Annotated in this window: 19 protein-coding genes and 1 pseudogene; 4 read left to right on the top strand and 16 right to left on the bottom strand. The window is 52.8% G+C overall.

Annotated elements, in window-relative coordinates:
- Positions 1-183: 183 nt before the first annotated feature.
- Positions 184-441: pseudogene (locus D1159_RS09510) on the bottom strand (NADH peroxidase); the annotation flags it as partial.
- A gap of 81 nt (positions 442-522) precedes the next feature.
- Between D1159_RS09510 and D1159_RS09505 the strand changes: the two are divergent.
- Positions 523-1,734 (top strand): tyrosine-type recombinase/integrase, encoded by a 1,212-nt coding sequence (locus D1159_RS09505; protein ID WP_161845436.1) that lies wholly within the window; start codon positions 523-525, stop codon positions 1,732-1,734.
- 61 nt (positions 1,735-1,795) lie between these two features.
- Here D1159_RS09505 and D1159_RS09500 read toward each other — a convergent pair whose 3' ends face one another.
- The 4 genes from D1159_RS09500 to D1159_RS09485 all read right to left on the bottom strand — a co-directional run bounded on the left by D1159_RS09500 (position 1,796) and on the right by D1159_RS09485 (position 4,603).
- Positions 1,796-2,821, bottom strand: a complete 1,026-nt coding sequence (locus tag D1159_RS09500) for a WYL domain-containing protein (protein ID WP_161845435.1) — start codon at positions 2,819-2,821, stop codon at positions 1,796-1,798.
- A 77-nt stretch (positions 2,822-2,898) separates the two neighbouring features.
- Positions 2,899-3,498 (bottom strand): recombinase family protein, encoded by a 600-nt coding sequence (locus D1159_RS09495; RefSeq protein ID WP_161845434.1) that lies wholly within the window; start codon positions 3,496-3,498, stop codon positions 2,899-2,901.
- Between the two features lie 49 nt (positions 3,499-3,547).
- Complete coding sequence (locus D1159_RS09490; RefSeq protein ID WP_161845433.1) at positions 3,548-4,195, bottom strand: SprT-like domain-containing protein; 648 nt, start codon at positions 4,193-4,195, stop codon at positions 3,548-3,550.
- Positions 4,196-4,324: 129 nt separating this feature from the next.
- Positions 4,325-4,603, bottom strand: coding sequence for a hypothetical protein (locus D1159_RS09485; RefSeq protein WP_161845432.1), 279 nt, complete (start codon positions 4,601-4,603; stop codon positions 4,325-4,327).
- A gap of 211 nt (positions 4,604-4,814) precedes the next feature.
- On the opposite strand from D1159_RS09485, the gene D1159_RS09480 reads away from it, so the two are divergent.
- The gene (locus tag D1159_RS09480; RefSeq protein WP_120394960.1) at positions 4,815-5,024 is read left to right on the top strand and encodes a helix-turn-helix transcriptional regulator; all 210 of its coding nucleotides are present in this window, start codon (positions 4,815-4,817) and stop codon (positions 5,022-5,024) included.
- 793 nt (positions 5,025-5,817) lie between these two features.
- Here the strand turns inward: D1159_RS09480 and D1159_RS09475 are convergent.
- From D1159_RS09475 to D1159_RS09465, 3 genes are all read right to left on the bottom strand, one after another.
- Positions 5,818-6,189 carry a type IV toxin-antitoxin system AbiEi family antitoxin domain-containing protein gene (locus tag D1159_RS09475; RefSeq protein WP_161845431.1) on the bottom strand — a complete coding sequence of 124 codons (372 nt, stop codon included), beginning with the start codon at positions 6,187-6,189 and terminating at the stop codon, positions 5,818-5,820.
- Between the two features lie 45 nt (positions 6,190-6,234).
- The gene (locus D1159_RS09470; RefSeq protein ID WP_161845430.1) at positions 6,235-7,782 is read right to left on the bottom strand and encodes a hypothetical protein; all 1,548 of its coding nucleotides are present in this window, start codon (positions 7,780-7,782) and stop codon (positions 6,235-6,237) included.
- A gap of 608 nt (positions 7,783-8,390) precedes the next feature.
- Positions 8,391-8,600, bottom strand: coding sequence for a helix-turn-helix transcriptional regulator (locus tag D1159_RS09465; protein ID WP_161845429.1), 210 nt, complete (start codon positions 8,598-8,600; stop codon positions 8,391-8,393).
- Between the two features lie 109 nt (positions 8,601-8,709).
- Here D1159_RS09465 and D1159_RS09460 point away from each other — a divergent pair, with 109 nt between their 5' ends.
- Positions 8,710-10,014 carry a hypothetical protein gene (locus tag D1159_RS09460; protein ID WP_161845428.1) on the top strand — a complete coding sequence of 435 codons (1,305 nt, stop codon included), beginning with the start codon at positions 8,710-8,712 and terminating at the stop codon, positions 10,012-10,014.
- A gap of 168 nt (positions 10,015-10,182) precedes the next feature.
- Here the strand turns inward: D1159_RS09460 and D1159_RS09455 are convergent, their stop codons facing one another.
- The 8 genes from D1159_RS09455 to D1159_RS09420 form a co-directional block, all read right to left on the bottom strand.
- Positions 10,183-10,404 (bottom strand): hypothetical protein, encoded by a 222-nt coding sequence (locus tag D1159_RS09455; protein WP_161845427.1) that lies wholly within the window; start codon positions 10,402-10,404, stop codon positions 10,183-10,185.
- Between the two features lie 60 nt (positions 10,405-10,464).
- Entirely contained in the window at positions 10,465-10,968 is a 504-nt protein-coding gene (locus tag D1159_RS09450) for a hypothetical protein (protein ID WP_161845426.1), read from the bottom strand.
- 20 nt (positions 10,969-10,988) lie between these two features.
- Complete coding sequence (locus D1159_RS09445) at positions 10,989-11,408, bottom strand: hypothetical protein (RefSeq protein ID WP_161845425.1); 420 nt, start codon at positions 11,406-11,408, stop codon at positions 10,989-10,991.
- A 501-nt stretch (positions 11,409-11,909) separates the two neighbouring features.
- Positions 11,910-12,452 (bottom strand): NADH peroxidase, encoded by a 543-nt coding sequence (locus tag D1159_RS09440; RefSeq protein ID WP_161845424.1) that lies wholly within the window; start codon positions 12,450-12,452, stop codon positions 11,910-11,912.
- A 155-nt stretch (positions 12,453-12,607) separates the two neighbouring features.
- A complete protein-coding gene (locus tag D1159_RS09435; RefSeq protein ID WP_161845423.1) occupies positions 12,608-13,204 on the bottom strand; it encodes a DUF4093 domain-containing protein in 597 nt (198 codons plus the stop codon).
- A gap of 92 nt (positions 13,205-13,296) precedes the next feature.
- Entirely contained in the window at positions 13,297-14,331 is a 1,035-nt protein-coding gene (holA, locus tag D1159_RS09430; RefSeq protein WP_161845422.1) for a DNA polymerase III subunit delta, read from the bottom strand.
- A gap of 66 nt (positions 14,332-14,397) precedes the next feature.
- Entirely contained in the window at positions 14,398-16,671 is a 2,274-nt protein-coding gene (locus tag D1159_RS09425; RefSeq protein ID WP_161845421.1) for a ComEC/Rec2 family competence protein, read from the bottom strand.
- Positions 16,664-18,091: an AAA family ATPase gene (locus D1159_RS09420; RefSeq protein WP_161845420.1), complete on the bottom strand. Its 1,428-nt coding sequence runs from the start codon at positions 18,089-18,091 to the stop codon at positions 16,664-16,666. Before D1159_RS09420 ends, D1159_RS09425 begins: the two co-directional genes overlap by 8 nt.
- Before the next feature lie 280 nt (positions 18,092-18,371).
- On the opposite strand from D1159_RS09420, the gene murI reads away from it, so the two are divergent.
- Entirely contained in the window at positions 18,372-19,178 is an 807-nt protein-coding gene (gene murI / locus D1159_RS09415) for a glutamate racemase (RefSeq protein WP_161845419.1), read from the top strand.
- Positions 19,179-19,231 lie beyond the last annotated feature (53 nt).

Genomic DNA, 19,231 nt, shown 5'->3' with positions numbered 1-19,231 from the left:
TTTATCGAGGTAAAATGCGCCCTCGGCGCAAGAGCCAACCTCCGCCGCCCAAATTCCGCGCCCAGGGAGAATAAAGCAGTTTTTATCAAAAATTTATAACAGCCGAGACAAGTTAGCGGTAAATAAAGAGGGGAACAGGTTTCCCTGTTCCCCTCTAAAAGGTGCTGAATTTTTTGCGTTTGCTTACTTGAAGTACCGCTCCAGCAGGCCCTTGAAGGCCTTGCCGTGGCGGGCCTCGTCGCGGGCCATCTCGTGGACGGTGTCGTGGATGGCGTCCAGGTTCTGCTCCTTGGCCATCTTGGCCAGGGCGACCTTGCCGGCGGTGGCGCCGTTCTCGGCCTCGACCCGCATCTCCAGGTTCTTCTTGGTGGAGTCGGTCACCACCTCGCCCAGCAGCTCGGCAAACTTGGCGGCGTGCTCAGCCTCTTCCCAAGCGGCTCGGCGGTTGCACCTGTGCAAGTTTTCACATGGCTTAATCGAAAAAAGTTGCACTCGAAATTACACATTTCGGGAGGCAACAACATGGGAAAGCAAAGTGACGCGGGAGTGTTCCAGTTAGAAAGTGGGCTGTGGGCTTTTCGTTATACGTTCACTCGTGACGGGAAACGCATATCGAAACAGGGCAGCAAGGACGAAAACGGCTGTCCGCTGAAAACAAAACGGGCTGCAATCAAAGCGCGGCAAATGGCGGTGGATAATGAACAGAACGCCCACAGGCCAAAGCCCACGGTCAGAAAGACGGTGGCGGAGGTCTATCAAGAATACTGCGAAAAGGGGCGGAGCGGCAAAGCCTACAATACCATTCGCAAGCAAGAAAGCCTGTGGGACAACCACCTGTGCGCGGCGTTCGGCAAACGGTACATTGACGAAATCAGCGCGGCGGAGGTCGTGGACTATTTGACGGAACTGTACTATAACCGGGGACTGTCCTATCGTTATGTCGAAAGTTTCTTGAAAATGTTCTATCTGATTTTCGGTCAGGCGTATTCCCGGAACTATCTGGCTGTGGACAATTACAATAAGCTGTGTACCAATAAAGACACGCGAATCCACATGCCAAAGCTGAAAACAGATGATGATATTGACATTGTGGCGTTCAGCCGGGAAGAACTTGTGATTTTGGATGATTATTTTCATGGGACAAATGCGGAAACGGCGTACATGCTGGGGCGGTTTTGCGGGCTGCGTATCAATGAGTGTTTCGGGCTGAAATGGGAGAATGTGGACGTGGAGCGCGGCACGATTTTGATTGACCGTCAAATGCAATACCAGGATGGGCTTATCAAACTGGTGCCGCTGAAAACTCACAACGCCAGACGGACGCTTTACATGTGCGACAAATTGAAAGCGTACTTTCAAGAATTGGCGCGGCGGCGGTCAGAGGATGAAATTCAATTTGCCGCGCTGCGCTCCCAAAATCAACGGATGATTGAGGACTTGGGCGGCAAGCAGATTTTTTCAACGGAGCTTGTCAACTGTCTGCCTAATGGAAAAATCCAGACGGTGAACTCCATGAAATACCCCACGCGGGAAATCAAAGCCCGGTTTCATATTGACTTCAAATATCACCATTTGCGACACACCTATGGCACGCTCATGGCGGAAATGAATACCCCCACCCATTTGCTGTGCAACCAGATGGGGCATGGAAATATCCAGGTCACACAGCGGTATTATATCGCCGTTTCAAAGTCGGGGGTCAATATCCTGCAAGGCAATTTGAACATGTTGTAAGCACATCCCACAAGAAAGCAGATAGAAACGGCAAGTTTCTATCTGCTTTCAGCATCTTCTATCAAGTTTCGTATCTCCCGGCAATATCTTTCAAAAACTTTTGCATACCCTCCACTACATCGGGGGGACTGATAATCTTTGCCCGTTTCCGAAAGCCGCATACCCATGAAAAGAATTGGTCGCTAATCTCCACATCGGCGGTCACTACAAAATGCCGTTCCCCGTCTGGTCTGTAAAATACATGGGGGGACGTTCCAAACCGTTCTATTGCGGTGTCCAACAGAGGATTGATAAAGCGCACACTGACGCGCTTTTGCTGGCCTCCATACATGGAGAATACGCGGCGGGTGTATGTTTCCATGTCAATAGCTGCAAAGGCTTCTGCGCCCTCTCGCGGCTCATCCAGGGCCTTAACTTCTTTCATGCGGTCAACACGATATGTCCGCATATCCTGGGCTTTAGCGTCATAGGCCAGCAGATAATAGTTGCCCTCGTTTATCAGCAGTTTATAGGGGCTGACTACATAGGCGGCTCCCTTGCGGCGTTCCACCTGGGCACTTTTATCTTGAATAGTGTACTTCAAATATTTGAAACTGATTTTCTGCGGGGGCTTGGGTTTTCCGTTCACTTTGGTAGTCATGGCCTTTTGTATTTTGTTAATGTTTGTCAATACACCCGTTTGGGTAGTCTTTACCCTGTCACATAAAAAAACTTCTCTCTCTAATTCATCGGCTTGGTAACTGCTGCAAAATTCACCTATCGTGGCAACAAGTGTTTTTGCCTGGGCCTCTGAAACAAATTTAGCTGCATAAACACATTCTGCCAATATTCGCAATTCATCAAAATCAAACTGTCGAGATAATAAGCGGTATTTCCCGCCCTGTCCCCCGTCTATGTTCATGTCGAACACATCGCGGAGGGCGGCAATATCGCGGTAAATGGCGCGGCGTTCCGCCTCAATACCACATTCGTTTTTGAGATAGTCGGTAATGTCCCCGGCTGTGACGGGGTGGTTTTCGTCTGAATTTTCCAGAAAGTATTTTGCAACAAAAAGTGTTTTCACCTTTTGATTTTCTGATTTTGCCATTCCGGGGGCCTCCTCCATGTGCTTTACATGGTACATCATACCCCTAAACCGCCGATATGTCAATGAACGGGGGCCGCTCATGCAGAGCGGCCCCCGTTCATCATGCCGATATACTTATAAACCGTTGTACGGCTCAAATTACATACCCGCGCTAACTCGCTGACGTTCAGACTTCCAGCGGCAAAGGCGGGATAATGGCGGAAGAAGATAGGCGGTATATCCTCGGCGGTGGTCTGTGGTCTGCCTATCTGTTTCCCCTTGGCCTTTGCGTTTGCCATTCCAGAACGGACACGGGCGCGTATCATAGATAATTCTAACTGGCTGAATACCCCAGCCATTTGCAAAAATGCCTCGCTCATGGGGTCGGCCTGTCCGTTGCGGCAGTCAAGGGTGATACTGCCTATAATCTGCAATCGCAAGTGCTTTGCGCTCACCGTGTCGATAATCTCACATAGCTGCTGCGTACTCCTGGCAAGGCGGGGGACTTCCAGGGTGATAATACTGTCCCCGGCTTGGGCCTGTTCCAGCATGGCCCGTTGCTGGCTCTTGATTTTGCTGTCCCCGTGTTCGTATTCCAAAAATATCTGTTCCGCTCCCGCCGCTTTCAATTCGCGGACTTGTCTGTTTATGTCCTGTTTGCTCTCATTGGTGGAGCAACGCGCATATCCGTATATCATATTATATCCCCCTTTATGGGGGCGGGGATTGCTCCCCGCCCTGTGTATGTTACCCGGCAACTACCATTTGCACGTCACAGTCCAAACAGGCGATATTGACCGATTTCGTTGCCCGGACGGAATTTCCGCAACAGGGGCAAATATACTTTCGCGTGCTGGACGGTCGGCGCGGCCCGGTCGTTCCTGTGCCGCTGTGCGTTCCCGTCCCTGTCACTTGAAAACCGCCGTATTCGTTTCGGTTAATCAGAATGTCGGTTAAGCCGTTTTCAAGGATAAAGTCTAACAGGGCATCGGCGGGGGCGGTATGTGACCAACCGTATTTATCGCTGTGGGTGACGGTCAGGCCGTGGGCCTCGGCTGCTGCCTTAAAGCGTTTGTTGTGGTAGGTGTTCCCCCGGCTGCAATCCTGTACCCCGTTTTCGTAATTGAAATAGTGTACCATTTCATGTAACAGGGTGGCGGCTACTTCCTCGATGGGCCGCGCCAGCGTTCCCGCGCCGATGTTGATTTCATGCGTATCGCCAACAGCGGAAACCCATGTGTTGTCCCTCAAAGAGAAATGACCGTATGCGCGGGGCGTGGACTGAATGGTGATAGTAGGTCTTGAAAGTGTACCTTCAAAAAATTCGGCGTTCAGCATGTCGAACATTTTATTCAAATACCCGGCAACTCGATTATAGCTTGTCAACTGTTTCATTTCTGATTTTCTCCTTTATATCTTGATTTTGTGGAGAGGGCAAGCTATAATGTTCTTGCCCTCTCCTTGACGGTTTGGGTATGGCCTCTTGCCTGTTGCTTTGGTCGGCTGTCAGGCAAGGGCCTTTTCTCATGCGCTGATGGTAAAGCGGCGGCTGGAAACGGGCTTGGTGTAGGCTTTGTAAACGTCCGGCATAACCTTTTTGAAAGATGTGGTATCGAACCTGTTGGAAATGATGGAAGTCCAGCGGACGATATACTGTCCAGCGGTCAATTCCTCGGTGTCGCGCTCCATCATTTCGGCCTTGATAGCGTCCCGGATGGCTTCGGCCTCGGCTTTGGCTTCTTCAATGACGCTTTCCCATTCGTTCAGGGCTTCGATTTTGGCTACCAGTTCGTTTCTGCTCATGTTCAAATCTCCTTTTGTTTTATTGGGGTGGTCCCCTTAACTGATTATCATTTTACACTATTTTCTGTGTAAATGCAATTCGCAATTTACACAGAATTCTGTGTAAATCTTTGTTGATATTTTACATTGATTTCTGTGTAAATCTGTGCTACAATAGGGACAATGGAAAAGGGCCGCAATTTTTCAGCGGCCCCGGATGGGAGGAAATACAATGGGTATCAAATACAAGATTGACATTATCGCCGCTTTGAAAGAGGCGGGGTACAATACCAGCACCTTGCGAAAAGATAAATTGCTGTCGGAGGGCGTGATACAGGCCCTTAGAGAAAGCAAGTACATTTCTTTGCAGAATGTTTCCAAAATCTGTGAGCTGCTGGACTGTCAGCCGGGGGACTTGCTGGAATATGTCAAAGAGGGGTAGTGTTCACGAAAAGGCCGTTTTGTTTTCATGAACAAAATCACCCCTAATACCGGGAATATTTACCCTGTTTCCGCCCCTGTGCAAGTGTTCACGAAACCATCTGTTTTATTGAACAGGTTCCGCGCCGCTGCGCGGCCTGTCGGAATGGAGGATTGCCCCCATGTTTCCAGATACAGACTTACCCCTTGCCCTTATCATGGAAGAAATTCTTGGATGGGAAAAGAAAGAAGATAGCGACAAGGAAAAAGAAGATGCTGCAAGTTAGCAGTATCTTTCTACAAGAAATAAGAAGTCGGCGGGAGATTGTTACATCTCCACCGACTTCTAAACTTTATTCAAACAAAAATCCTCATACCGAGCGGGTGTCAAGGTTTCCGGTTCACTTCGATTTTTTATTTCTCTTGTTTACTGCGTCCTGTATCGACTTCTCTAATTTTTCGGCTATCTGCTGCCCGTACCTCTCAAAATCTACGCTGGGGGCCTGTCCGCGCTGCAATCTATACAAGTAATAGCTTGTCTCCTGTATCAACTGTTTATTGTCTCTGTTCCTGGCCTAATACGCCAGAATGGGGGCTATTTCGTTTAACATGGCTGCGCCTCCTTTCTCCAAATGGGTTAATATCTATGTAAACAGGCGGCAGCTCTCTGGGACTCTGCCTCACCTGGAATTGTCATACACATTTATTTTTGAATGGTGTATTTCAAGTTTCTGCTGGGCCATCTTCACTGTGTCCGATAGCAACTAAAATCTTAATAATATGTTGCTATCGGGCGTAGTGAAGATGTTGCAGATTTACACGGAATTTACCGCATAGATTCCTTTTTGTACTCTTGCAATAGTCTTGCTGGCTACAAGTCTGGTTATAGAATTGGGGTTCGTGTACCCCCATCCTTTTAGCTGGGCCGTGGTGATTTTGTCCCCCGGCTTCAATGTTCCGCCTGTGGCGGTGGTGAACCTTTCCCTAATTCGCTCAATGCCCTTGTCCTTGTTATTGGCTCTGTTGTATTCTGCCATTTCACCGGGGTTTCTCAAATTCCTATTCTCTGGATATTCTAAATTCTCGCTGTCGTATTCAATCGTAAAGCTATAATCTTTATCTGGTATTGGGCCAGACAAAGGGAAGGGAGTTTTTTTGTCCAACAATCTTTTGGATTTCCAGTCCATAATTGTTGAATAGTCTTGCTCTGCCAGCGTTAGCCGCTTACCATTCTAAAAATACAAGGCTCGGCGGAAAACTGTTTCTAAATCTTCTGACCTTTTCGGCGGAGGTGCCTCCTTATAATTATCCAGTATCAGAGTTAGCCTAGTGCCCCATTCCTCCCATGCCATATCTACACCGTGGTATTTAGCGAAATTGTCCGAAAAATCCGCTGTATAGCACCAGGAGTATTGTGCTGCACCATTCGCTTTCATTCCTACGCCAAAGGTTACAAGTTTAGAAAGGCCGTCAGCCCATCTAAGGCGACTCAATAAATCGTTGGCTGTTGGGTTGTTGCGTTCTTCATCACATAGCACTTTCAAAGTGTTTTCGTCCGCCTCATTGACTGGTACTAAACAATCGTGGTATTTATAGGCCAGTATATTATACATCAATTTTGTGCGCTGGCTGGTTGTCAGCCGCAACACATCATTTTCATACGCACCAATAAAATTCACCCTCCGTTTTACTCGGTTGTATTGCCCTGGATATGCAGCAGCAAAAAAGTCTTGTCTTTTGTACTGTCGCTCACCCCATTGTATCAAATGCTCGGTTTCCTCGCTCTCTTTTTCGCCCCAGGCAGTAGCTATATTCTTTGTGCTGGCTATCCACTCAATTTGTTTGCCTTGTATTTCACAGTAGGTTGGGCAAGGTACTCCTTTGCAAATGCAATCAAATTGTTTTCGCGCAAATTGTTCTGGTATTGTTTTTCCTTGATTGATAAGTCTGGCTTTTTTTGCTTCAAGTTTTACCTGTTCGCGGTTTAGCTCAAAGTGTCCATCCCTGTCCCGTGCGTCAGTAAATCCAATTTTGCTGTTAACTTTAAGCCCCGCCGCTTTGACAAGTGTATAAAGTAATATAATGTATGGTTGTTGGGTACTTAATCTATATACAATTTCATGACGTTCATAACGAAAATAATCAGCCAAAGCAAGTTCTTTTACATCTTCTACAATTTCCCTAAAGGCTAAACAAGCGGCCATTTTATCACTGTCAAGCGGCACTTTTCCACTTTCTACATCATCCGCATAAAAATAGTGGTTGAGAAACTCCGTGTATACCTGTTTCTCATATTCCTGCTTCCTTGCTTCTTCCGCTTCCTTTTTTTGTCGCCACTCCGCAACCTTTTTTTCCAAGAGTAGTTTAGCCTCTTTGGCCTTGTCTTCTATCCTTTGCGGCAATTTTGTACTGCCAGTATCGCACCAGTAAGCCCAAGCGTAGAATTCACTTAGATAATTGATATTGATGATGATTTCATTATCGCTATTGCTTAGGTAGGCCAGTATTATATTATGAAAGACTGCTACAAGGCTATCGAAGCCATACCAGTATACGCTGAAGCCCTCCTTATCTATATAACTATAATGTAGACCAGGGACACGCCGTTTTATGGGACCTTTCATGTAAGTCCGTTCAGGGTTGTGGTATCCATCGTAAACATCTCTGATTTGCGGCTCAAACTCTGTCCGCCGTTCAAGCGCCTCGGCAGGAGTGATGTCAAATAACTTTGTTGAACTGCTTTGCTTTTCCGCCAGTAACGGAACCGCTGATGTTTCCATGATAAAATTCCTCCTTATAGATTTTGACAAGTCACAGATAACGCGTTACTGGCACTAAGCGGAACCGTGGAGGAACAGAGCAGCGGCGGCTCCATCATGGAACACGGCCCCGCTGTTCAATCTGCGACTTGTCAAAACCCACAAGGAATAAGCGTTGTTTCCTCACTTTCTGATTATATTATACTACAAAAATTTTTTCGTAGCAAGAAATGCGAATTACGCTTATTTTTACAACATTCTAAAACATTCTTGCAGACTTCATGTAAAAACATGTTGCCGCCACGCAAAAAGACGTAGCTTCTTCTTGGAAGATGTTGCTTTACGCTCCCTTTTCTTTTCCCGGCTCGGCGGCTGGCAAAATTGTATCTACACTTTCAAATTCGAGCGGGAGCGGGAGTACCCCTGTTCGTCAGAGGGTAGCAGCTAAGCACCCCACCGGGGGGATGGTTTCGGGAAAATCTCATTTTGATTTTTCAATGCTGGTTTTCTCGGCGGATTTCCCTCCCGACACAAAATTACGGCGGAAACGGAAGAAAACGGTGGACGCGGCGGAGGTTATACCACATGCGGAAAGACAAAGAAAAAGGGCGGGTTTCCCCGCCACAAGGTTAGATTTCATCATCTTTAATGTATTTCATTATATCTCCTACTTCACAATCCAATATTTTGCAGAACATTTCTATTGTGTGGGTGCTGACACTTTCGTTCCTTTTTAATCTGGTGATTTGCGCAGGGCTGACGTTGTACTTCTTTATCAGTGCATATTGCGAAATACCTTTTTCTTTCATGACTTTCCACAAGTTGTTGTACGAAATCATAACATTCAAGCCTCACTTTCCCACTTGAATGTTAAAAGAAAATGATGTATAATCAGAATAACCAATATCGGTTATTATTCGTGCAAAACACAGTAGGAGGAAACAAAGAATGAAAAGACTTTTGGCACTCATACTTACGGCGGCTCTGGCCCTCTCTCTGGTGGCCTGTGGCAGCGGTGATGGAACAGGGAATACCAACACACCCGGCGGCGGTAACGAGGATACAACAAGCACCAACACACCCGGTGGCGGGGAGGATAGCACAACAACACCGCAAGTCGACACCAGCGCGGCACCAGACGAAACATCAAATTGGTATCTGATTGACGAAGAAGATGATTTTGGAGACAAAACAGGCAAAAAAGTACTTTTGGGAGTATTTACTGGCAAATTCAGAAATACGGCAACAATCGACTCCGAACTTAAAGTGGCTGTAGGTTGTCATATAGAAACATTAATAACAGGCAAGGGAACAGGTAAGTTTTACATAAATTTATTTGAGTATGGCGACAATCGAGTTACCTTCACATCAAGCGAAGCAGAAAATATGTCGTTAAGAATGAAAATAGATAATACCGAACAAGAATATGCGCTCATATGTTATCCCCCATATTCCAGTTTTTTCTTTGATTCAGATGATGGTGCCACCGCCTTTGGCAATGCCCTGTGCAATGGAGATGTAATAAAATGCGTTATGGATATAGGCAGCTCCAGATACAATTTTGATATTGATGGTACGGGATTTTATGAAAAGTATAACATACTTTGTAATGAATATTATCCTCAGCAAATCGAAACACAAATAAGTATGCTTGAACCAACCCTATTGGAAAAGAAATGGATAACAGACCACACTTCGGGCGGAAATCTTATATTTATTGAAGGCGGACAAGTGAACGTGTATGAAGATGATGGCTCATGTGAAACTTGCGAGTGGACACCTTTTGACGATAATGACAGTAGTACAGGTATTATAATACATCTGCAAAACAACAGACGTATTACCTTACATAATAGAGAACAAGATGGAGAAACAGTTCTATGCGTTGAAAATGAAAACAGTAATAACTTTTCCGTTATAGCAACATATCGCGCTTACTCATTAGAGAGTACAAATGAAGAATTCTATTATAGCATTGAACCGCTTTTGTTAAATAAAAAATGGGTATGTAACATTCCGGAAAATGGTGCTTTAGTATTCTTGGAAGATGGAAACGCAGAATCATATAAAACTGATGGAACAATCACTACTTGCACATGGGAGGCAGTAAATCCTGAACTAATTCGAGTAATTTTCTCCAAGAGCACACTTAGCTTAAATATTGAAAACAAAGACGGAGAAATTACATTGTTTACGACAACTAATACAGGTGATATTTTAACAACATATTCTGCACAACCAATAAATAGCTGAGAAAGGAATATTGCAAGTGAAATATTACCAGCACCGGGCACGCCTAAAGGCTCTATTGCTCACCAATTTACTATATGATTTGGATTTATCGTAAAACAGAGTATCTGAATCAAGTGAAAGACGAGGGGCGGCACATCGGCGTGCCGCCCCTTGTTCTGTATTCCCTTGTCAGGCAATCCCCGGAATGTGTTGCAAGTCAATCCCAAAGTCAGGCTCTTGCGGCGGGGTCATGCCCTGTTGTGCGTTGTATTCGTCCCAAAACACCTTTTCAATCTCGCTGTCTGTCAGTCCCGCCAATTCTTCCGCTTCTACGGCGCGGGCCTCGCTGTCAGCGAACCAGCCCAGCAGATAAGAGGCCATGTAGGGACGGTCAAATTTCTTGTTTTCCATGTTCAAAATCTCCTTTTCAAATTTTTGTAGAGTGTATTTCAAAAAGCGGCTTGCTTTTTGTCACTGATTAGCGGCTTTTGCAAAGTCAATATGCTCGGCGGCGGTGCTACCCTCGGCGGGGGCCTTGCTACTGCCCTCCGCTGCATCGTTCTTTTCGGCGGCGGGAGGGTCAACGGGACGGATGTACAAAATCTTGCCGTTGCTGCTGATGTCGGGGAGCTTGCCATAGTCGGGGAACTGCTGCATAAACCAGCCCTTGGTAAACAGGTAGGGATTTTTCTGCTTGGCGGCAATCGCCTTGACCGCCTCAAAGGTAACAAGCAGCTCGGCGGCGTTCTCATGCAGATTGATGTACCCCTCCATGCGCTCATAGGTCAGCCCCTTGTTCGCATTGGCCTTGGAGGGGGAGCGGTGGGTCTTGTGGACAATCCTCATGCCGGGGTAGGCCGCTTGGAGCTTGGACAGCGATTCACATTCGGCGGAAGTGGGGTCGCTGGCGGCTTCGGCAAAGCTCTTGCTGATGGTGATGGTGTTGGCAGTGAAGTTGATTTTGTACTCTTTCATGTTCAATACTCCTTTCATAATTAGGCAGGGACTTTTTCGGTGGTCTGGGACTGACTGGCAGTATCATCCTTTTTGACGTAAGCCGGATAGGTTTTGAGGAACCATGCCTTGACCTTGGGATAGCTGGGCTTATCTTTGCCCGTGGGGGTGTGGTATGCCTTGATAGCCTCAAACGCTTTCAAGCCCTCGCCATTGTTGTTCTGGGCCACGTCCTGGGCCTCGATGTACTTCTTCATCCTGTCCAGCGTCAGGCCCTTATACGTTTCCTTTTTTTGAATAATTTCAGCAGTTCTACGCTCAATAGTGTAATCCGGGAAATCTCTGTGAAAGCTGGTCAGCTCCCGGTATTCCTTGGTGGTAATGTTGGCGGCACGTTTGGCAAACTCCTTTGTGATAATGATGGCTCGTCTTGCATGGTCGATACTGTACCCGTACTTCATAATGTTATTCTCCTTTTCATTTTTGATTTTGTGTTTTCAAGAGGCTGTGTGTCTCTCGCTCTTTCTGGATTTAGTATAGCATGGGGCAAATAAAAAGCTGTACTTTAACAGCGACATGTGCTATAATGAAGAAAAGAAAAAAGCAGACCTATAAAAAGTCTGCAAAATCCAGAGAGAAACGGCAATTTTAGCGGAGGGGATAGATTATTTTGGGCTCGGCGGCTTGAAAACTTGTAAAAAGATGTTACATCTTCTCTCAAACTTCTTATTTCTTGCCACAAAGCTATAAAAACTTATCAAAAGTTGTCTGTTTTATCTAATTTCTTTGTAATTAGGCGGAAAACCGCTTAATATGAGTGCAATTTATTCGAGTTGCACATGTGAAAGCTGAAAAAGTGAATACCGGGCGGGAGTTGCACACTGACTTGCACACCGGCACAAAAAAGAGGGGAACAGGTCTCCCTGTTCCCCTCAAAACGTGCTGAAATTGTGGTAAAAATCTTAACCGAAGTACCGCTCCAGCAGACCCTTGAAGGCCTTGCCGTGGCGGGCCTCGTCGCGGGCCATTTCATGCACAGTGTCATGGATGGCGTCCAGATTGGCAGCCTTGGCGCGCTTGGCCAGGTCGGTTTTGCCGGCGGTAGCGCCGTTCTCGGCCTCAACCCGCATCTCCAGGTTCTTCTTGGTAGAGTCGGTGACCACCTCGCCCAGCAGCTCGGCAAACTTGGCGGCGTGCTCGGCCTCCTCGTAAGCGGCCTTCTCCCAGTACAGGCCAATCTCGGGATAGCCCTCACGATGGGCCACACGGGCCATGGCCAGGTACATGCCTACCTCGGTGCACTCGCCCTCGAAGTTGGCGCGCAGATCCGCAATAATGTCCTCAGGCACGCCCTTGGCTACGCCCACCACATGCTCGGCAGCCCAGGTCATCTCGCCGCCCTGCTCGATGAACTTCTCCTTGCCAGCCTTGCAGACGGGGCACACATCGGGGGCGGCGTCTCCCTCATGAACGTAGCCGCAGACAGAACAGACAAACTTCTTCATAAAAATGGTTCCTCCTAAAAAAATCAAAGTTTTTTAAAACTGCAAGCATAATCAGTAATGATTATTATTTACAGGGAATAAGATATCACGTTCCAGCCCATTCGTCAAGTCCTTTCCCTGCAAAAATCGAAAATATTTTCCTCTGCCCTGGTTCCTCAGCATTTTTGTAAAATGTCCTGATATGCCTCGTAACTATACTGCCGGTTCAGCACTTCCAACAGGGCGTTTGTGCTCATATGTTCCGGGAGATCCAAAATGCGCAGCAGTTCTCTCCGCCGCACCGCCGCGTTGGGCCCGCCGGACAGCCCGTGGCGGAAGAGGTCCGCCTTAGTAATGGGACGGCGGGGCGGCTCCTCGCTGGGCGGTATCTGGGTAAAAGTGGCCCCCGCTTGGCGCAGGGCGTCCAGCAGCACCTCCGGCCTCATTCCCTCCACGCCCAGCTTGCCCTCTTTCCCTGGACGGACTTTGCGCCGCTCTTTCCCAAAACGGGTTGGGATATAGGCATGCTTCATCTGTCCGGCCGGTATGGCCCCCTTTAGAAAGTTCCGGATGACAAAGCCCGCCCCGTCGGCGTCTGTGAAGACAATGAGCCCTTGCTCCTCCGCCAGCCGGCGAAGCAGGGCCAGCAGCGCTCTGTTCTGAAAAATCCCAAAGCCCTGGGTCTCCAGGATCAGGGCGTCCACTACCTGGGACAGGGTATTTTTGTCATACCGCCCCTCTACCACAATGGCTTCCTTGATCTGTGGTTTCATTGTGCCTCATCCGCTCCTTCTTTATTCCCATGCCTGGCACTCCGCCTCACCCTGCAAAAATCCTGCTCCAAATCCAAGCGGGGCACCAGGCTCTATGACAGCGGCAGGGCCAGCTCCATCAGCAGCTTGACCAGCAGCTCTTCCCCGCTGGCGCCGGTGGACTTCATGGCCAGATCCGTCTTGCCGCAACGGATCACCGCCTGACGGCACCAGGACAGGGAGAACCGCCGGGCGGCGGTCATCAGCTTTTCCGCCGGGTAGGAGTTGCGCATTCCCCACAGCTCCATCAGATACCGGGCGTCCTTTTTGTGCTCTAGGGCCAGCCGGGCGGAGTAGAGCTGCCGGATCTGCTTGCCCAGCACGGCCAGCAGCTTAATGGGGGGCTCCTGCATATGGAACAGATCCCCCAGCACACTGGCCGCTTTGTCAAATTTTCCAGCGGCAATGGCGTCGGTCATCTGGAAGACCACCGCGTCCAGCTGGGGGGTGGCCACCGCGTCAATATCCTCCTGCGTGACCCGCCGCCCCTTGGCGTAGGCCCCGATCTTCTCAATTTCAGAGATCAGGCCGTTCATCAGATCCCCGCACAGGAACATGAGATACTTGGCGTCCTCGGTGCTGATCTCCCGGTCCAGGGCCCGGAAGCGCCGGGCAATCCAGTCCACCAGGTCGTTCTGTCCCTGGCGGCGGAACTGGACCACGCTGCCCTTCTCCTTGATTACCCCCGCCAGCTTAGTGCGGGCGTCCGCCTTGTACTCAATCAGGTCGTACACAAACACCAGACACACATACTCCGGCAGGTCGGACAGCACCTGAATCAGCCCCTCCTTGTCCCCTTTGTACAGGTCGAAGTCGCTGACCACAATCAGGGTGCGCCCGCTCATCATGGGCAGGCAGTCCACCAGCTCCTGGAGCTTTTTTACGCTGAACTCCTTCCCCGGCAGTGTGTGGAGGTTGAACGCCTCCATCCCCGGGGGAAGGAGCTTCTTTTTCATCTCCCCCAGGTAGAAGTCCCTTAAATAGGCCTCCTCCCCATGGAAGAGATACAGCGTCCCGATGGCGCCGCCGCTGATGTCCCTTTTCAGCTGCCGGTAGGCGCCGTCGTCTGTTTTTCCCTTGGGCGGCATAGGCCCCCCCTCCTTTCAGGCTGCCGGAAAAGACAAGCTCTTTTTCCGCAGTCTGCTTTTTCTGTGTCATCTCACCGTAAAGGTCAGCCGTCCCATCCAGTCCGTGCGGTAGATGGCGCATCCGGCGGCAGCCAGCCGCTCCAGCGTCTCCCCTGCGGGCTGGCCGTAGTTGTTGTACCCCGCGGAGACGGCGGCATACTCCGGCTTCACTGCCAGCAGCAGCTCCGGCGAGCTGGCGTATTTGGACCCGTGGTGTCCCGCCACCAGCAGCTCAATATCGGGAAGGTCCCCATACTTCACCAGCCGTTTCTCCACCGCCGTATTCATGTCCCCGGTGATAAGGGCATCGAATTCCCCCATGGTACACAGCACCGACAGGCCCGCCTCGTTGGCCCCGCCGTCCCCCAGGGGGCGGTAGAGGCGCAGGACAGCCTCTCCCAGCGTCACCCGGCTGTTCTCTGTCAGAAGGATTACTTCTGTCCCCGCTTCCTCTGCCAGGGCCACAATCTCCTGGCGGAACGGGTCTTCTCCCTGGACGTCTGGGATCACAAGCCGATCCACCGGCAGGCGGGCCAGAAGCTCCGGTACGCCGTTGGCGTGGTCGGCGTGAAAATGGGTCAGAATCAGCAGGTCCAGCTTGGCGTGGCCGGTGCTCTGGAGGAAGTCGGCGGCGATGTCGCCCCCGTTGCGCCGGCTGTTCCCGCCGCAGTCCACCAGAGCGGTCCGCCCCCGGGAGGCCAGCGCCACGCTCTGCCCCTGCCCCACGTCCAGCACCGACAGGGTAAGCCGGGGCAGGCGGGCCTCCAAAACAGTACAGACCAGGGCCGCGCACAGGGCGCACAGACAGCCGCAGACCGGAAGAATAGGCCGGGCCCGGCGGCGCCAGCCTGGGATCAGCGCCAGCAGCGCAATGCCGTACACCAGCAGCAGCCACCCCCGCAGGTAGAGCCCCTGGGAGGGCACTGCCGCCAAAGAAAACCGGCTGAGGCTTTTTACCATCCACAGCACATACCGCGCGGGCAGAGCCACCGCCGCCCCCAGCACACCGGCCAGTCCGCCCCACACCAGACCCGTCAGGGCGGTGAGCAGTCCCCCCACAAAGACCAGAGATACCGCCCACAAAATCAGCAGATTGGCCAGAGGCGACACCAGCGACAGGGCGCCGAACCGGGCCGCCGTCAGGGGCGTGGTGAGGAGCAGCGCACCCAGGGTGGTGCTCACTGAGGCGGCCGCTGCCTTTCCCCCGCCCCAGGCCAGCCGCCGCCACCCCCGTGGATCTTCCGGCACGGCGGCGGTCCACCGCTCCGCCAGAGGGCTGGACAGGAGGTAAATCCCGCTGGCGGACAGGAAGGAGAGCTGGAGCCCCGTCCCCGCGACGGCCCAGGGGTTGGGCAGCAGAATGACCATCAGCGCCCCGGCCAGGGTGGTAGGCCGATCCTCCTCCCGGCCCAGCACAGGTGCCGCCAGCAGCATGGTCTGGAACAAAGCCGCCCGCAGCACCGACGGGGTATAGCCCGCCACGCCGGCGAAAGCCGCCATCATCCCCATAGCCGCCAGGGCGGTGCGCCGGCGGTTCTGTCCCAGCACTTGCCCCGCCAGGCCGGCCAGAAAGGACACGTGCAGGCCGGACACCGCGATGATATGGGCGGTGCCGGTGCGCTGAAAGGCGGTGTATGCCGCTGTGTCCAGATCCCCGCGCTCCCCGGTGATCAGCCCTACTGCCAGCGGGGCCACATCTCCAGGCAGATATGTGCCGGCAGAGTGCTTCAGTCTTTTTGCCCACACCGCCGGCCAGTATTTTACCGGCGTCCTTTCGCAAGGGATGCGTTCCAATTCCTCTCCGGCGTTTGCGGTAAGAAAAATACCCTTTGTATCGTAATAATAGGACGCTTCCCCCTGGCTCACGTTGGTCCGGCGCAGACGCACCGGGCCGGTGAGCCGGTCTCCGGGCTGTACCCCGGCGTACTCCTCCTTGGCGTAGAGCAGCGCGCCAATAGACGCGCCGCCGGTCCGTTCCAGCTCCGCCGGGATGGACACGCCATACCGGGTAGCGGCGGGATAACCGGACACGGTGAAGGTGTATGTCCCCTCCGCGCCGTCCAGAGCGTCTGCGGGAGCGATGTGCCGGAGCTGATACCATCCGGTCCACCCCAGCCCGGCGGCCAGGCCGAAGCAGACCAGCCGCGCGGCCAGCCCCCGCCGGCTGCGTACCGGAAGCAGCGCCGCCCCCGCCAGGGCACACACGCCCGCCCCGGGAAAAACCGCCCCGGCAGGCAGCATCAGCACTGCCAGAAAGACCCCAAGAGAGAAGGGGGCGGCAAACAGGGCCAGCTTACGCATGATCCGGCTCTGCCAGATCCTCGGGAGTCAAGGTCATCAGATCCTCCTTACTGGGGTGCTCCAGCTGGGCCACCCGGTCAGCCTGCCGGGCCACCGCCCGCTCGAACTGGTTGCGCACGTCCCGGGCGTTGCCGAAGTTCTCATCCCGCTCCTCATACAGGACCCGGAAACGCTCCGCTGCCGCGGCCTTTGCTCCCTCCGCCACGGTATAGCCGTTTTTCTCGCACATGGACAGAAAGATCTCCATCAGCTGATCCCTGTTGTAGTCGTCAAAGTAGAAATATTTGTTGAACCGGCTCTCCAGTCCCGGGTTGGCGTGGATAAACTGGCCCATGAGCTCGGTATACCCCGCCGCAATGACAATCAGGTCATCCCGGTGATCCTCCATGCTTTTCAGCAGGACCTCAATCGCCTCCCGGCCGAAGTCGTTGGCATTCTCCTGGTTGGCCAGGGCGTAGGCCTCGTCGATGAACAGCACCCCGCCCAAGGCCTTTTCGACGGCCTCTCCGGTCTTAATGGCGGTCTGCCCCACAAAGCCCGCCACCAGTCCGGAGCGGTCTACCTCCACCAGCTGCCCTTTGGACAGCACGCCGATGGTATGGTAGATCTTGGCCAGCAGCCGGGCCACCGTGGTCTTGCCTGTGCCGGGATTGCCCATAAACACCAGGTGGAGGGACATGGGAGGCACCGGCAGGCCGTGGCTCTCCCGGAGCCTGCGCACTTTAATCAGATTGATGAGGCTCTTTACGTCCGCCTTTACCCTGTCCAGGCCGCACAGGCTGTCCAGCTCGGCCAGCAGCTCGGCCACCGTGGGGGCGGGGGCCGGGTCCTCCTCCTTGGCCGGGGCGGCCTCCGCCTGGGCCTGGGCTGCGCCGGAGGGGGTCTCCGGCGCCGGCCGCCTGGTGATAAACTCCGACGGGTTCAGGGGCGGACTGCCTGCCGTCAGGCCATCCTTGGCGCACAGGCTCCCAAGCTCGTCCGCGCAGTGCCGGGCAAAGGCGGCCTCCGCCTCGCTCACCTGGCCGTCCACCGCCCCAAAGAGCAGAATCATCAGGGTGGTCAGATCGGTAAACTTCCGGGCCAGGCTGGTGCCGCTCACCTTGTCGCAGGCCCGCATCCGGTTGAAAAACGACGGCGGCTGAAAGCCCGGATACTCCCCCACCGCAGTGGACAGCTCCCAGAATAAGATAGAGGGCACCGGATTGCCGCGGCTGTATACGGCGTTGTAGTACTCCACGTGCCTGGGGGTGAGGGCGCCTCCGTCCCGGCCCCACACCCCCAGGGCGCAGGCCCGGAAAAAGATGTCTGCCTCCTGGCTGAACTTCACCCGCAGCCCGGCGTCGGCAATCTGCCGCTGAAATGCCATTACGCTGTCGTTATACTGCTTATGCACCGCCGCCGCGGTCATGGCTTCTCTCATGTCCTGTCTCCCATCTTCCCCGCCCCTGTCCGGCGGGGAGCAACTCTTTCCTGATTATACCGAAAAGCACATCCTTTCGCAAGGCAAAGCCGGAAATTACCGCCGCCTCTTTTTTGCCGGTTCCCAGGGGAAAACGCGGGCCCGGCCTCCCTGCCCCCGCAAAAAGAACCGCCGCCGGGAGGCCGTTTTTTCAAAAAGCCCCTTGCCAGGGGCCTGCTTTTCGCATATGATAGGGTAAGCCGTTTGAAAACGGCAGTTTTGCTGTTTGGAGGAGAGGAATTTGGACCAGAGAGCCATTGGCGTGTTTGACTCAGGGCTGGGGGGGCTGACCACCGTGCGGGAGCTCAAGCGCCTGCTGCCCCAGGAGGACATCATTTATTTCGGAGACACCGGGCGGGTCCCCTACGGCAGCCGCTCCCGGGAGACTATCATCAAGTACGCCCGGCAGGACGTGGCTTTTCTGCGCACCTTTGATCTGAAAGGGATTGTCATCGCCTGCGGCACGGTGTCCACCACGGCGCTGGACCTGCTGGCGGCGGAGAATCCCATTCCGGTGCTGGGAGTAGTGGAGCCGGCGGCCCGGGCGGCGGCTCTGGCCACCCGCAGCGGCAAGATCGGCCTCATTGGCACTCAGGCCACCATCCGCAGCGGCGCCTACGAGCGCTCGGTGGCCGCGGCCAACCCCGGCGCGGCGGTCTTCCCCCAGGCCTGCCCCCTCTTTGTCCCGCTGGTGGAAAACGGGCGCTTCCACCCCGGGGATCCGGTGATTGAAACCGTGGCGGCGGAGTACTTATCCCCCCTGAAGGCCCTGGGTGTGGACACGCTGGTGCTGGGCTGCACCCACTACCCCCTTTTGGAGGAGGTCATCGGCGCTTTCATGGGGCCGGAGATCACCCTTATCAGCGCCGGGGCGGAGGGGGCCCGCGCCGCCGCCGTCCAGCTTCAAAAGCAGGACGCCATGGCAAAACGTCCCCAGGGGACCCACCGGTACTTCGTCAGCGACGATGCGGCGGACTTTTCCCGCCTGGCCTCCCTCTTTTTGCGGGAAGACGTAACCGGCGAGGTCCAGCAGGTGGAAATTGGCTAAATTTGCCCTCTGTATGCCCTTTACAGTGCCGGTTTCTTTTTGTATAATAATGC

It is taken from the genome of Pseudoflavonifractor sp. 524-17, assembly GCF_009935845.1.
Lineage (GTDB): Bacteria > Bacillota > Clostridia > Oscillospirales > Oscillospiraceae > Pseudoflavonifractor_A.
This window is presented reverse-complemented; position numbering and strand designations above follow the sequence as displayed.

Bases quoted from the DNA above. Each gene is read 5' to 3' on its own strand.
- D1159_RS09505 (WP_161845436.1), top strand. From the start codon at position 523: ATGGGAAAGCAAAGTGACGCGGGAGTGTTCCAGTTAGAAAGTGGGCTG.
- D1159_RS09500 (WP_161845435.1), bottom strand. From the start codon at position 2,821: ATGGCAAAATCAGAAAATCAAAAGGTGAAAACACTTTTTGTTGCAAAA.
- D1159_RS09495 (WP_161845434.1), bottom strand. From the start codon at position 3,498: ATGATATACGGATATGCGCGTTGCTCCACCAATGAGAGCAAACAGGAC.
- D1159_RS09490 (WP_161845433.1), bottom strand. From the start codon at position 4,195: ATGAAACAGTTGACAAGCTATAATCGAGTTGCCGGGTATTTGAATAAA.
- D1159_RS09485 (WP_161845432.1), bottom strand. From the start codon at position 4,603: ATGAGCAGAAACGAACTGGTAGCCAAAATCGAAGCCCTGAACGAATGG.
- D1159_RS09480 (WP_120394960.1), top strand. From the start codon at position 4,815: ATGGGTATCAAATACAAGATTGACATTATCGCCGCTTTGAAAGAGGCG.
- D1159_RS09475 (WP_161845431.1), bottom strand. From the start codon at position 6,189: ATGGACTGGAAATCCAAAAGATTGTTGGACAAAAAAACTCCCTTCCCT.
- D1159_RS09470 (WP_161845430.1), bottom strand. From the start codon at position 7,782: ATGGAAACATCAGCGGTTCCGTTACTGGCGGAAAAGCAAAGCAGTTCA.
- D1159_RS09465 (WP_161845429.1), bottom strand. From the start codon at position 8,600: ATGATTTCGTACAACAACTTGTGGAAAGTCATGAAAGAAAAAGGTATT.
- D1159_RS09460 (WP_161845428.1), top strand. From the start codon at position 8,710: ATGAAAAGACTTTTGGCACTCATACTTACGGCGGCTCTGGCCCTCTCT.
- D1159_RS09455 (WP_161845427.1), bottom strand. From the start codon at position 10,404: ATGGAAAACAAGAAATTTGACCGTCCCTACATGGCCTCTTATCTGCTG.
- D1159_RS09450 (WP_161845426.1), bottom strand. From the start codon at position 10,968: ATGAAAGAGTACAAAATCAACTTCACTGCCAACACCATCACCATCAGC.
- D1159_RS09445 (WP_161845425.1), bottom strand. From the start codon at position 11,408: ATGAAGTACGGGTACAGTATCGACCATGCAAGACGAGCCATCATTATC.
- D1159_RS09440 (WP_161845424.1), bottom strand. From the start codon at position 12,452: ATGAAGAAGTTTGTCTGTTCTGTCTGCGGCTACGTTCATGAGGGAGAC.
- D1159_RS09435 (WP_161845423.1), bottom strand. From the start codon at position 13,204: ATGAAACCACAGATCAAGGAAGCCATTGTGGTAGAGGGGCGGTATGAC.
- holA (WP_161845422.1), bottom strand. From the start codon at position 14,331: ATGCCGCCCAAGGGAAAAACAGACGACGGCGCCTACCGGCAGCTGAAA.
- D1159_RS09425 (WP_161845421.1), bottom strand. From the start codon at position 16,671: ATGCGTAAGCTGGCCCTGTTTGCCGCCCCCTTCTCTCTTGGGGTCTTT.
- D1159_RS09420 (WP_161845420.1), bottom strand. From the start codon at position 18,091: ATGAGAGAAGCCATGACCGCGGCGGCGGTGCATAAGCAGTATAACGAC.